Raw genomic sequence first — 11,981 nt, 5'->3', positions numbered from 1 at the left:
TCGTCCCATGACGCCGGCGTCCACGCGAGACACCGGCGCCACTGCGGAAATCAAGCCCGCGCCACGCTCGGCACAGCCAATTCCGGATGCTCCACGAGATAAGCTTCCACCACGTGCCGCCTGAACGCGATGCCGTCGGCGTTGAACAAATGGCAGTGTTCCGGCGACGCGCCCACCTTCAGCTTCTCGCCCCGCGTGTGCTTCTCCAAGGGCGGAATCCGCGAGATCAAGCCGTCCGGCGCCACCGATGTCTCCGCGTACAGATAAGCCGCGTCGCCGAGCGTTTCCACGGTCATCGTCGAAGCGGACACGCCGTATTCCGAAACGTTCGGCTGTAACGCTTCCGGACGAATGCCGATAGTCACCGCATCGCCGGGCTTGGCATTGCCTGGCAGCACGCCGGCCAGTTGCGTCTCGCCGGTGGAATACTTCACGAGCACGCCATCGTCCTGAATGCGCTCGACCGTGCCCGAGAGAAAGTTCATCTTCGGCGAGCCGATAAAACCCGCCACGAATTTGTTGGCCGGCGCGTGATACAGCGTGTTGGGCGTGCCGACCTGCTCGATATTGCCCGCCGAGAGCACCACGATCTTGTCCGCCAGCGTCATTGCTTCGACCTGATCGTGAGTCACGTAGATCATCGTCGTCTTGAGATCGTCGTGCAGGCGCGCGAATTCCAGGCGCATCTTCACGCGCAACGCGGCGTCGAGATTGGAAAGCGGTTCGTCGAAGAGAAACACTTTCGGCTTGCGCGTGATCGCGCGGCCAATCGCCACGCGCTGGCGCTGCCCGCCCGACAACTGCTTCGGCTTGCGGTCCAGCAAGTGATCGATATGCAAAATCTTCGCGGCGTTCTTCACGGCCGCATCGATCGCGGGCTTCTTCTCGCCCGCGAGCTTGAGTCCGAACGCCATGTTGTCGTAGAGCGTCATGTGCGGATAGAGCGCGTACGACTGAAACACCATCGCAATGCCGCGCTTCGCGGGCGGCAACTCGTTCACGCGCACGCCGTCGATCGACAGATCGCCGCCGCTGATCTCCTCCAGCCCCGCGATCATGCGCATCAGCGTGGACTTGCCACAGCCCGACGGTCCGACGAACACGACGAACTCGCCGTCGTTGATATCGAGGTTGACACTCTTCATCACCTCGGTGTCTTCATATCGCTTGTTGATGTTACGCAGTGTCAGACTAGCCATGATCCGTCTCCATGTTTCTTTGTTTGCGACGCTTAGCCGAGCCTCTTTTCAAGGCGTCTCGAAGGTCGCATGCTGCAGCCATTGTTCGACGAGTGCGGGCAAGCGCGCCATGTCGTCGAAGACGACTTCCGCGCCCGCGCGCTTCAACGCGCCGATCTGTCCTTCCGTCGCATGTCCTCCGCCGATGAACCCCAGCACCTGCATGCCCGCCGCGCGCGCCGCCGTCACGCCGGTCACGCTGTCCTCCACCACGAGGCAGCGCAACGGGTCGACCTTCAACGCGCGCGCCGCCGCTAAATACACGTCGGGCGCAGGCTTCGGGTTCGCCACCATGTCCGCCGTGAAGCGCCTGTCGCCGAAAAACTGCACGAGGCCCGTGCGATTCAGGACGGTATCCACGTAAGCCGCGAAGCTGTTGCTCGCGCATGCCTTGGTGAGCGGCACGGCGGCAAGCGCCTCGGCGATGCCCGCGACCGGCGGCGCTTCTACCGCCGCCGCTTCGACCGCGCGGCGGATCGACATGATCTGATCCTGCGTGAGCGTGCGGTTCACGGTGTCCGCCGCGCTCGCGAGCACGGCTTCGATGCGCAAGCCGAGCAGCGGCATCACCACGGGTTCGATATCGACGCCTGGCCACAGCGTCTGCAATTCCGTGACGAGCATGCGCGCCGCCACGGCTTCGCTGTCGATGAGCACGCCGTCGCAGTCGCAGATCATCAGTCGATCTGCGAGCGCGGCTTCTCTGGAAGGTGTCAGGTTCACTGGGTACGCCTCACTTCACCGCGCCGAAGGTCAGGCCGCGCACCAGTTGCTTCTGCGAGAGCCAGCCGACGATGAGAATCGGCGCGACGGCAAGCAGCGACGCCGCCGAAAGCTTGGCCCAGAACAAGCCTTCCGGACTCGAATACGACGCGATGAACACGGTAAGCGGCGCCGCGTTCGAGCTCGACAGGTTGATGCTCCAGAACGCCTCGTTCCAAGAGAGGATCACGAGCAGGAGACCGGTCGATGCCAGTCCCGGCAGCGACATCGGCATGAGCAGATAGACGATCTCCTGCCACGTCGTCGCGCCGTCTATGCGTCCCGCTTCGAGAATGTCGCGCGGCACTTCGTTGAAGTAAGTGAACGCCATCCACACGGCAATCGGCAAATTGATCAGCGTGTACACGATGATGAGACCCGACACCGTATCGAGCAGGCCCGTGTTCTTCCACAACAGATAGATCGGCACCAGCACGCCGACCGACGGCATCATCTTCGTGGAGAGCATCCACAGCAGCACTTTCTGCGTCTTCTTCGTGGGGAAGAAGGCCATCGCGTAGGCGCAGGGCACGGCGAGCAACAGGCAGATCACCGTGACGCCCAGCGAGATCAGCACCGAGTTGAGCGCGAAGCCCCAGTAGTTGCTGCGCGCAAAGACCTCGCGGAAGCTGTCGAGCGTCGGCGTGAATAAAAGCGACGACGAGTATGCCTGCTGCTCGGTCTTGAACGCGGTGATCGTCATCCAGAAGATGGGGAAGAACAACAGGATCGAAACGATCCACGCAACAATGCCGGGCACGATGCGCTTCACATGTTCGAACACGGGCACGGGCGGCCTGGTGGAAACCGGTTGAGTGCTCATGACTCGTACTCCCCTTTGAGGTTCTTCGCGAGCATTCTCACGAGGAAGAACGCAACTACGTTCGCGAGGATCACCGCGAGGATGCCGCCCGCCGATGCGAGACCGACATCGAACTGCTGCAGACCGAGCGCATAGATGAGATACGACAGGTTGGTGGTCGCGGTGCCCGGACCGCCGCCGGTGGTCGTATAGATTTCAGCGAAGATCGACAGCAGGAAGATGGTTTCCATCATCACGACGACGGCGATTGCGCGACGCAAGTGCGGCAGCGTGATGAAGAAGAACATGGCGAACGGACCCGCGCCGTCGATGCGTGCCGCTTCCTTCTGCTCCTGATCGAGCGACTGGATCGCCGTGAAGAGAATCAGGAACGCGAACGGCAGCCATTGCCACGACACGATCATGATGACCGCGAAGAGCGGATAGTCTGCGAACCAGTCGATCGGCTGCATGCCCATGGAACGCATCAGCGAGGCGACCAGGCCATACACCGGGTGCAGGATCATGTTCTTCCAGATCAGCGCGGACACCGTCGGCATGACGAAGAACGGCGCAATCACCAGAAGCCGCGCAATGCCCTGCCCGATGAATTTGCGGTCGAACAGCACGGCGAGCAGCACGCCGCCTATCACCGTGATGCCGAGCGTCGAGCCGATCAGGGTCAGCGTATGGCCAATGGACGGGCCGAACGCCGGGTCGGTGGCGAGGAACTCGTAGTTATCGAAGCCCGCGAAACCCTTTACATCGGGATTGAGCAGGTTGTAGCGCGAGAACGAAAACCAGATCGTCATCGCGAGCGGGATCGCCATCCACAAGAACAGGAGACCGGTCGAGGGCGTGATCAGCCAGCGCACCGACTTCGCGCGCTTCTTGTCGCGCTCGGCCGCGGACTCCTGGTAGTGGTCGGAGATAGGGGGATTCAGTTGACTCATCGTGACACCTCTCGATGATTGACCGGCCGCGCATCTTCGGAGGGCGAAGACGCGCGGCCTGCGAACTACGTGACTTACTTCTGATAGCCCGCCTGTTTCACTGCGCGATCGGCTGCCGCGTTGGCGGCCTTGAGCGCGCTATCGACGCTGCCCTGATTCGCGACAACGCCGGCGATCGACTGACCCACCACCGTTCCGAACGACTGGAACTCGGGGATGCCCACGAACTGGATGCCGCTATACGGCACCTTCTTGAGCGACGCATCGTTCGGATTGGCGCTTTCGATCGCCGCCAGCACGAAGTCGCCGAACGGCGCGGCCTGTTTGTACTCGGGGCGCGCGTAGGTGGACTTGCGCGTGCCCGGCGGCACCGAGGCCCAGCCCTCGTCCTTGCCGACCATTTCGATATATTCCTTCGACGTGGCCCACGCGGCGAACTTCTTCGCGGCGTCCTGCTGCTTCGACGTCTTCGGGATCGCGAGCGACCACGACCACAGCCAGTGCGAGCCCTTCGGCGTCACGGCGATCGGCGCGGCGGCAAAGCCGATCTTGTCCGAGACCTGCGACTGCGCCTTGTTGTAAAGCATGCCGGCGGCAACCGTCGCGTCGATCCACATCGCGCACTTGCCCGAGGACATCAGCGTGAGGTTTTCGTTGAAGCCGTTGGAGCTCGCTCCCGGAGGGCCGTCGGCCTTGAGCAAGTCCGCATAGAACGACACGGCCTTGTGCCATTCGGGCGAATCGAGCTGCGCCTTCCATTGTTCGTCGAACCAGCGGCCGCCGAAGGTATTCACCACCGTCGAAACGAAGGCCATGTTCTCGCCCCAGCCTGCCTTGCCGCGCAGGCAGATGCCGTATTGGCCCTTGGCCTTGTCGGTCAGCTTGTCGGCGAATTGCTTGATCTGATCGTAGGTCGGCTGATCGGGCATCTTGAGGCCGGCCGCGTCGAACAGATCCTTACGGTAATAGGTCATCGAGCTTTCGACGTAGAACGGCAGCGCATAGAGCTGGCCGTTGTACGAGAGACCGTCGCGGGCGGTTTTCACCACGTCGTCGAGATCGTAGTTCGCGGGCAGATTGGCCATCGGCGTGAGCCAGCCACGCTTGCCCCACTGCGGCGCTTCGTACGTGCCGATGGTGAGCACGTCGAACTGGCCGCTGTTGGTCGTGATGTCGGTGGTGGCGCGCTGACGCAGCACGTTTTCTTCGAGAATCACCCACTTCAGCTGGATGTCCGGATTGGCCTTCTCGAACGCGGGCGAGAGCTTTTTCAGCTCGATCATGTCCGGGTTGTTGAGCGTGGCCACCGTGATGGTGGTCGCTGCTTGCGCAGGCGGCACGAAGGCCGCGCTTGCCGCGATAAGCGATGCGACGACGCCGGTCACGGCAAGCTGTGCACGCGGCTCTGTCCGAACGATAGTGTGGATGCGTTTCATTGTGGTGCGTCTCCTTTTTTGTTGGCATGGGCGCCATGCGGGAAACAGGCCGTGCGGCGATGTCTTCGATGCCGTCGGTGCCTGTCTCGCAAGCGCCGGTGTGCCGCTGCCTGCTGCCTCAGGGATGCGCGATGGATATCGCGTGGATTCCGGTTTTGCTTCGGGTTTTCTTTTGAATCTTCGCTGCGGTATCGCCTCTTACCTTTCGCTGCCTTCTTTGGTCTTGCGCCCTACCCTTGCGTGCTTATCGTGCCGTTTCACTATAGACGGTGCGCCTCGCGCTGCAAGGGCCGTCAACTCGTCCGCTTGCCACTTTTTGACGCTGAGCTCGCGGGCCATGATGTCGTTGACCGCGAAGACATGGCCGTGGATTTCCCGCGATTTGCCGAGGATTGGGTGCATGTCGATGAGCGCCGCGTGACTGAAGGGAATGTCGATACCGCCGGAACGCTCGACGGTCTTGGCGACGATGCGCTCGAACACATGCACGCGTTCGCCAGCGTCTTCGGAGCGCCGACGGAGTTCACTCTCGTCTTCGACCACGAGCTTCGCGCCTTCTTCAAGAAAAGACCGCGCCACCGCTTCGCCAATACCACTCGTGGCAACCGTGATGATCGCCACCTTGTCGCTCAATCTCACCGACATCTCCGAGATTTTTGTTTGGTTCGAAGTGAGCGAACGCTCTGGCTTCGATCAATTGCTCTTTGTGTGGTCGAATGATCGGCGTTGTGTAGAGAAGTGTCAAGGCGGGAAAACCAGTTTCGATGGTGCGACGCGCAATTGCGTCCGCGGCGGAAAGCCGCGCCGCGGCTTGCTTCAAGGAGCGGTCCTTCCGAAGGATGCATTCGACGCTGATACGTTATATCATCTCGGAATTCTCCGATGCGGCATTCGACATGAACGCCGTGTCATGCATCAAACCCGAACACCGAGCCTCAACATGACCGCATCCGTCGAAACCATGCTCGCTCGCGCGGAAGCGCTGGCGAGCGAGCGCGGCGTCGCGCTCACACCCTTGCGCCGGCACGTGTACGAACTCGTGCTGAAGGCGCACAAGCCGATCGGCGCCTACGACCTCATCGACGCGATGGAGCCGAAGCGCGGCGCGCGCGTGCCGCCCACCACTGTCTATCGCGCGCTCGACTTCCTGGTCGAGAACGGCTTCGTGCATCGCATCGAATCGAAGAACGCGTTCGTCGCCTGCTGCGATGCCGGCAAGCCGCACGAAAGCCAATTCCTCATCTGCGACGACTGCGGCAACACGCTCGAAATACAGGGCCGCGATCTGGCTTCGTCGCTTTCGGCCACGCCGCCTGCGCATGGCTTCGAAGTACGGCATCAGGTCGTCGAATTGAGCGGACTGTGCAGCGATTGCCAGAAGAAGCACCGCCACGCCTGAGCGCACGTCGTTCGAGCCACGAACCTTGCCCCTGCCGCACCGCGCCGGCACGCCCTTCAACGACTCAAGGAACCCGATGAAACTCGCGCATGTCCTCACCTGCCTCGTCGCCGCATTCGGCTTTTGCCAGGGAGCTTTCGCGCAAGCCACGCGCGTGCCCGTCGTGGCGGCTGAAAACTTCTATGGCGATGTGATCCGCCAGCTCGGCGGCGATCACGTGCAGGTGACGAGCATCCTCAGCAATCCGGATGAAGATCCGCATCTCTTCGAAGCCAGCCCGAAGACCGCGCGTGCGCTTCAGCACGCGGCGCTGGTCGTCTACAACGGCGCGGACTACGATCCATGGATGGACAAACTGCTCGCGGCATCGAGAAAGAACGACACGCGCACGATAATCGTCGCGGCGCAGCTCGTCGGCAAGAAGTCCGGCGACAATCCGCATCTCTGGTACGACCCGGCGACCATGCCCGCCGTCGCTAAAGCGGTGAGCCAGTATCTCGTAAGCGCGGACCCGTCCCACAAGAGCGATTACGACGCGCGCCTCGCGACCTTCCTGAATTCGCTCAAGCCGATCGATGCCAGCGTCGCGCAATTGCGCGCACACTTCAAGGGCGTGCCGGTGACGGCCACCGAGCCGGTGTTCGGCTATATGGCCGATGCCATCGGCTTCGAGATGCGCAATCAGCGCTTCCAGATGGCCGAGATGAACGAGACCGAGCCGAGTCCCGCCGATATCGCCGCTTTCGAAAAGGATCTGAGCGAGCGGCGCGTGCACGTGCTCATCTACAACAGCCAGGCGACGGGCGCGCTCACGAAACGCCTGCTCAACGTGGCGAAGGACGCGCATTTGCCTAGCGTCAGCGTGACGGAGACGTTGCCTGCCAACAAGACCTATCAGCAATGGATGCTGGGTCAGCTCGATTCGTTATCGGGCGCCTTGCAAGGATGGCAAAGATGAGCGTTCACTCGGGACCCGCGCTCGAAGTCGATCGCGTGACGCTGGAACTCGGCGGCCGCACGATCCTCGACGACGCAAGTTTCACCGTCCACACGGGCGAATTCATCGGCGTGCTCGGGCCGAACGGCGCGGGCAAGACCACGCTCATGCGCGCGCTGCTCGGCCTCGTGCCGCTCGCCGGCGGAACGATTCGCGTGAACGGCGCGGCGGTGGTGCGCGGCAATCCGACCATTGGCTATATGCCGCAGATTCGCAGCGGGCTTGCGGGCCGGCGAGTGTTGGGCCGCGATTTCGTCGCGATGGCGGCGGACGGACATCACTGGGGCGTGCCGCATCGCAATGCCCGCATTCGCGCGGATGTCGAGCGCGTGCTCGATCTCGTCGGCGCGGTGCAGCTCGCCGGGCGGCCGCTGTCCGAGTTGTCGGGAGGCGAGCGGCAGCGCTTGCTGCTTGCGCAATGTCTGCTCGGCGATCCGCGCCTTCTCTTGCTCGATGAACCGCTCATCAGTCTGGACCCGCGGCATCAGACGAGCGTGGTCGAACTCGTGCGGCGTGTGCAGCGCGAGTTGAACATCACCGTGCTGTTCTCGGCGCATGAACTTAATCCGCTGCTCAACTCGCTCGACCGCGTGCTGTATCTCGGCAATGGACGCGCGGCGCTCGGCACGGTCGATGAGGTCATCTCGAAGCCGGTGTTGTCGAAGCTGTATGGCTCGCCGATCGACGTGATGCGCGTGAACGGCCGCATCTTCGTGATGTCGGGCGATGTGGAGATCGACAAGCTCGATCATGCGCACGAAGAAGGCGACGAACATGCTCATGGGCACGAGCATGAGCACGATCACGGTCATGGCCACGCGCATGCGCACGGTCACGACACGAAGGGAAAGCATACGCACAATGTTTGAATACGACTTCATGGTCAACGCATTCGCGGCGTCGGGGATCGTCGCGGTGCTGTCGGGGATCGTTGGCTATTTTCTGGTGCTGCGCGGGCAGACGTTCGCGGGTCACGCGTTGTCGCACGTCGGCTTCACGGGCGCAACGGGCGCCGTGTTGATCGGCCTGCCGCCGCTTTGGGGGATGATTGGCGTCACGCTTGCGGCGGGCGTCGGCATGGGCGCGCTCGGCGAGAAGCTCGCGGGACGTGACGTGGCGATTGGCGTGATTTTGTCGCTATCGCTTGGCTTCGGTTTGTTGTTTCTGCACTTCTTCACGGCTTATGCGACGCAGGCTACGGCTCTCTTGTTCGGCAATGTGCTGGGCGTGAGTCATAGCGTGTTGATCGTGCTGGCGGGGCTTGCGGTCGTGAGTCTGGGCGCGTTGGCGGTGATCATGCGGCCGCTGTTGTTTGCTTCGCTGCAGCCGGAGTTGGCGGAGGCGAAAGGGGTTTCGCTGCGGCTCGTGTCGACGTTGTTTCTTGCGATTACCGCGTTGGCGGTGGCGGCTTGTACGCAGATCGTCGGAGTATTGCTCGTTTTTGCGTTGATGGTCGGGCCGGCTGCCGCTGCGCAGAATTTGACGACGCGGTTGTCGTCGGGGTTGGTGTTGGCTGGTCTTTTTGCGCTCGCGCAGGCTTGGGTGGGGTTGACGCTTGCCTATTACACGGATTGGCCTACCAGTTTCTGGATTACGATGCTCGCGGCTTTGGTTTATGGGGTTAGTTTGTTGAGGAAGGGTTGAGAAGGTTTTTTGCTGCTTTTGCGGGCGCGGTGGGTTGGGGTTTTGTCGTTGTCTTACGTTTTGGTTTAGTAGCCGTCTCCGGTCGGGGGTAGCTTTCTTTGCGGCTGCAAAAAAGTTACCAAGGAAAGCAGCTTCCATCCGCTTAGCGGGTTGCATTCTTTATTCGGCGCGGTTGAGAAGTTGGGCCGCTCTCTTGCGTTTTTGTTCAGTAGCCGCCTGCCCGGCGGAGGGGGTTACTTTCTTTGCAAAGCAAAGACGGGTTTGAGGCTGAACCCCTCATGGATAGGGATTTACAAGGAAAGTCCGGCTTTTTCCGTCCAACACCGTCGCTCACCGGCGCGCGCGGGCTTGTTGCCCCAACCGAAACCGGCAAGACAGAGCAGGTTTTGCGAATGGGTATCGGCTCCGCCGTAACGGAAGGTTTCGGTATAGCGATACTTCTTCCATGTGCGATACAGCAGCGTCACGAATCGGTGATGGAACTGATCGAGGAACGCTTCGACCGCTTCGTGTCCTTCTTCGCGTTGCGCGATATCGTCGAGGTAATGGCTCGGCATCGCGGCATCGACACCGTACAGACCCATTAAAGTCGTGCGAACGACGGGCGGCAATGGAACAGCGTACGGGCCATCGCTAGAGTCATCGAGTCCGACACGCTCGATCTCGCCCGCAGGGAAACCCATGCGGGGATGCGAGCCAAAGCGCACCGGCTCATGCTCGTGCGTGTCTCGCTCGCAAGAGCCAAAGCCGTTTGCCATCTCGGGGTGGTTTGCTTCAAGCGATCGGTACAGTTGCATGAAGCTCATCGCCGGCGCATGTGCGAGCAAAGCCGCGATAAGCGGTTCGATCGACTGTTGCATATCGGGCAGATCGCGCGGTTTCATAGTGGCGAGCGCCACGTCTTGCTGCGCGGCCATTCGACGCGCTTCTGCGTCGGCAGACTGATGACCTCGAGCTTCGTGAACAGGTTGATCTCCGCGTAAAGCTCGAAGAACCGATGCAGCAGTTCGCCGAACAACATCACATCGCCGTCACCCGAGAACGCCTGCGAATCGATCGTCACTTCGATCAACACGCCACGCTCTACGGCCCCGCCCGACACCTCTTCGAGCAGCGTCTCCGATACCCACAGAATGCCCGCCAGCCGCCTGCGATTGAGTTCGTCATTGGTCCAGTCGTAAAGCGCCAGCGCACCGCGCAACACTTCGGCATTCATCATCGACAGGAAGTTGGGCGCGAGGTGTGACAGCACGCGCCACTGGAAGCGATCGCCGGTCGGCGGGTACAGCGGCATCGTCGGCGCGACGAGGTTTCTCACGCCGACAAGCTCCGCTGCGCCGCCCACCATTTCGTCGATGCGTGCTTCACGCAGGCCCTTGCGCGGCAACAGGCCATTCGTGCCGGTCACGCGCAGTGACACGCTTTCTTCCGGCAAGTCCTCCATCGACTCCCATGCGTTGCCGCCGAAGATCAGCCACGTCTCATGCAGGCCGTCCATGCCGGGGCGCACGCGCGTATGGAAATAGCGCTCGGGCGACTCGTGCCGCATCATGCCGCCGCGATGACGGAAGTTCGAGAACGGCACGTATTCGAAACTTTGCGCTGTGACGTGATCGAAGCCGACCACGCCATCGACGGAATAGGTTTCGATGTGCTCGCCCTGATGGCTCGCCGGAATTACGCGGTATTCCGTTTCATGATGGTCGATCACGAGCGGTTCGGCGTCCAGTTCGAACAGATTGATTACCGGCGTGCAGAACAGCCGCACGTTGTCTTTGCTGAAGCGCATGTCGTGCGGATAGGTTTCTTTCAGCACGATGTCCAGTTCGAAATGCGTGGAGCGTTCCGGCAGCTCGTTCACGTCGAGACCGCAGATATCGACGAACAGGAATTTTTCGCGGAACGTGAAGTATTCGAGCAGCAGTTGATAGCCCGCGAACGCCGCGTCGGACTTGGGCCAAAGGCGTTCTTCGGGCGAGAAGCCAGCCGGTTCGATCGTCACGCCATCGAGCGGTAGAGCTTCGCCATCGCGCACTTCAGGGATACGCCAGTCGATCGCATGCACGTGTCGCGTGAGCGCGAGGTGCATGGCGAACGCGACGGCCTGATCGGCGCTCAGGTGCAGGCGCAGGCGCGAGAGGTCGGTTTCGTTGCGCTTGGCGGCGGCATCGAGTCTGAAGGCAAGCCGGATGATCGAGCGGCCATCGTGACGCACGCCCGGTCCCGCCTGCTCCAGACGCACGGGGTGCAAGTCCACCGGCTGCGTCGTGCGATACAGGCATTGGACGTTCTTCTGCGTAATACCGTCCGATGCGTCTCGGGTCACCGGAATCGGTTTGGATCGGACCGTTACGCCTGCGGGCACTTGTTCGGTGCGCTCGTGTTTCTCCATACGCGGGATCAATTCGACGATCGACAGCGACGGGATCATGCGCAGGTAATGCGGCCATAGCAGGCTCACGAGTCCTTCGGTCAGTTCGGGGAGTTCGTCGTCGAGTTTCTGCTGCAAGCGGCCGGTGAGGAACGCGAAGCCTTCGTATAAGCGTTCGACGTACGGATCGCGGTCACCGACGCGATCGAGATTGAGCATGCGGGCGCGGTCGGGATGAGCGCGCGCGAACTCGCGGCCCGACTCGCGCAGATAGCGCATCTCGGCTTCGTAGTAGCGCAGAACTGGGTCCTGATCCTGGCGAGATGGCGGGAAGTCGGGTTCGATGCCGCTGGTGGTGTCGTGCTTCATTCTGTTCAAA

At 61.7% G+C, this 11,981-nt stretch carries 12 protein-coding genes and 1 pseudogene; 4 read left to right on the top strand and 9 right to left on the bottom strand.

The window, feature by feature from the left end; genetic code table 11:
• Positions 1 to 50: 50 nt before the first annotated feature.
• The 7 genes from NCT04_RS03025 to NCT04_RS02995 all read right to left on the bottom strand — a co-directional run bounded on the left by NCT04_RS03025 (position 51) and on the right by NCT04_RS02995 (position 6,011).
• Positions 51 to 1,199 (bottom strand): ABC transporter ATP-binding protein, encoded by a 1,149-nt coding sequence (locus NCT04_RS03025; protein ID WP_244827179.1) that lies wholly within the window; start codon positions 1,197 to 1,199, stop codon positions 51 to 53.
• Between the two features lie 48 nt (positions 1,200 to 1,247).
• Positions 1,248 to 1,916 (bottom strand): HAD family hydrolase, encoded by a 669-nt coding sequence (locus tag NCT04_RS03020; protein ID WP_244827969.1) that lies wholly within the window; start codon positions 1,914 to 1,916, stop codon positions 1,248 to 1,250.
• A gap of 55 nt (positions 1,917 to 1,971) precedes the next feature.
• A complete protein-coding gene (locus tag NCT04_RS03015) occupies positions 1,972 to 2,823 on the bottom strand; it encodes a carbohydrate ABC transporter permease (protein WP_250463387.1) in 852 nt (283 codons plus the stop codon).
• Positions 2,820 to 3,755, bottom strand: coding sequence for a carbohydrate ABC transporter permease (locus NCT04_RS03010; RefSeq protein ID WP_244827177.1), 936 nt, complete (start codon positions 3,753 to 3,755; stop codon positions 2,820 to 2,822). Before NCT04_RS03010 ends, NCT04_RS03015 begins: the two co-directional genes overlap by 4 nt.
• Positions 3,756 to 3,829: 74 nt before the next feature.
• Positions 3,830 to 5,191, bottom strand: coding sequence for an ABC transporter substrate-binding protein (locus tag NCT04_RS03005; RefSeq protein WP_244827176.1), 1,362 nt, complete (start codon positions 5,189 to 5,191; stop codon positions 3,830 to 3,832).
• Between the two features lie 198 nt (positions 5,192 to 5,389).
• Positions 5,390 to 5,812, bottom strand: a complete 423-nt coding sequence (locus NCT04_RS03000) for a hypothetical protein (RefSeq protein ID WP_250463385.1) — start codon at positions 5,810 to 5,812, stop codon at positions 5,390 to 5,392.
• Positions 5,751 to 6,011 (bottom strand): hypothetical protein, encoded by a 261-nt coding sequence (locus NCT04_RS02995; protein ID WP_250463383.1) that lies wholly within the window; start codon positions 6,009 to 6,011, stop codon positions 5,751 to 5,753. Before NCT04_RS02995 ends, NCT04_RS03000 begins: the two co-directional genes overlap by 62 nt.
• A gap of 120 nt (positions 6,012 to 6,131) precedes the next feature.
• Between NCT04_RS02995 and NCT04_RS02990 the strand changes: the two genes are divergently transcribed.
• The 4 genes from NCT04_RS02990 to NCT04_RS02975 all read left to right on the top strand — a co-directional run bounded on the left by NCT04_RS02990 (position 6,132) and on the right by NCT04_RS02975 (position 9,231).
• The gene (locus NCT04_RS02990) at positions 6,132 to 6,590 is read left to right on the top strand and encodes a Fur family transcriptional regulator (protein ID WP_250463381.1); all 459 of its coding nucleotides are present in this window, start codon (positions 6,132 to 6,134) and stop codon (positions 6,588 to 6,590) included.
• Between the two features lie 76 nt (positions 6,591 to 6,666).
• On the top strand, positions 6,667 to 7,548 hold the full coding sequence (locus tag NCT04_RS02985; RefSeq protein WP_250463379.1) for a metal ABC transporter solute-binding protein: 882 nt from the start codon (positions 6,667 to 6,669) through the stop codon (positions 7,546 to 7,548).
• Positions 7,545 to 8,456 carry a metal ABC transporter ATP-binding protein gene (locus tag NCT04_RS02980; protein ID WP_244827173.1) on the top strand — a complete coding sequence of 304 codons (912 nt, stop codon included), beginning with the start codon at positions 7,545 to 7,547 and terminating at the stop codon, positions 8,454 to 8,456. The genes NCT04_RS02985 and NCT04_RS02980 overlap by 4 nt, the downstream gene beginning before the upstream one ends.
• Positions 8,449 to 9,231, top strand: a complete 783-nt coding sequence (locus NCT04_RS02975) for a metal ABC transporter permease (protein ID WP_244827172.1) — start codon at positions 8,449 to 8,451, stop codon at positions 9,229 to 9,231. The genes NCT04_RS02980 and NCT04_RS02975 overlap by 8 nt, the downstream gene beginning before the upstream one ends.
• 332 nt (positions 9,232 to 9,563) lie before the next feature.
• Here the strand turns inward: NCT04_RS02975 and NCT04_RS02970 are convergent.
• Together NCT04_RS02970 and tssF are read right to left on the bottom strand one after the other, a co-directional pair.
• Positions 9,564 to 10,148, bottom strand: a pseudogene (locus NCT04_RS02970) (type VI secretion system baseplate subunit TssG); the annotation flags it as partial.
• The gene (tssF, locus tag NCT04_RS02965) at positions 10,112 to 11,971 is read right to left on the bottom strand and encodes a type VI secretion system baseplate subunit TssF (protein WP_250463377.1); all 1,860 of its coding nucleotides are present in this window, start codon (positions 11,969 to 11,971) and stop codon (positions 10,112 to 10,114) included. The pseudogene NCT04_RS02970 and the gene tssF, both read right to left, overlap by 37 nt.
• Positions 11,972 to 11,981 lie beyond the last annotated feature (10 nt).

The organism is Caballeronia sp. GAFFF2 (assembly GCF_023631485.1).
GTDB lineage: Bacteria > Pseudomonadota > Gammaproteobacteria > Burkholderiales > Burkholderiaceae > Caballeronia.
The sequence above is the reverse complement of the archived record's forward strand: the minus strand, read 5'-3'. Positions and strand labels throughout refer to the sequence as shown.

What these genes read in the sequence shown, in the direction of transcription:
- NCT04_RS02985 (WP_250463379.1), top strand. Translation starts at nt 6,667, where the DNA reads ATGAAACTCGCGCATGTCCTCACCTGCCTCGTCGCCGCATTCGGCTTT.
- NCT04_RS03025 (WP_244827179.1), bottom strand. Translation starts at nt 1,199, where the DNA reads ATGGCTAGTCTGACACTGCGTAACATCAACAAGCGATATGAAGACACC.
- tssF (WP_250463377.1), bottom strand. Translation starts at nt 11,971, where the DNA reads ATGAAGCACGACACCACCAGCGGCATCGAACCCGACTTCCCGCCATCT.
- NCT04_RS03005 (WP_244827176.1), bottom strand. Translation starts at nt 5,191, where the DNA reads ATGAAACGCATCCACACTATCGTTCGGACAGAGCCGCGTGCACAGCTT.
- NCT04_RS02975 (WP_244827172.1), top strand. Translation starts at nt 8,449, where the DNA reads ATGTTTGAATACGACTTCATGGTCAACGCATTCGCGGCGTCGGGGATC.
- NCT04_RS02990 (WP_250463381.1), top strand. Translation starts at nt 6,132, where the DNA reads ATGACCGCATCCGTCGAAACCATGCTCGCTCGCGCGGAAGCGCTGGCG.
- NCT04_RS03010 (WP_244827177.1), bottom strand. Translation starts at nt 3,755, where the DNA reads ATGAGTCAACTGAATCCCCCTATCTCCGACCACTACCAGGAGTCCGCG.
- NCT04_RS03020 (WP_244827969.1), bottom strand. Translation starts at nt 1,916, where the DNA reads ATGATCTGCGACTGCGACGGCGTGCTCATCGACAGCGAAGCCGTGGCG.
- NCT04_RS03015 (WP_250463387.1), bottom strand. Translation starts at nt 2,823, where the DNA reads ATGAGCACTCAACCGGTTTCCACCAGGCCGCCCGTGCCCGTGTTCGAA.
- NCT04_RS02980 (WP_244827173.1), top strand. Translation starts at nt 7,545, where the DNA reads ATGAGCGTTCACTCGGGACCCGCGCTCGAAGTCGATCGCGTGACGCTG.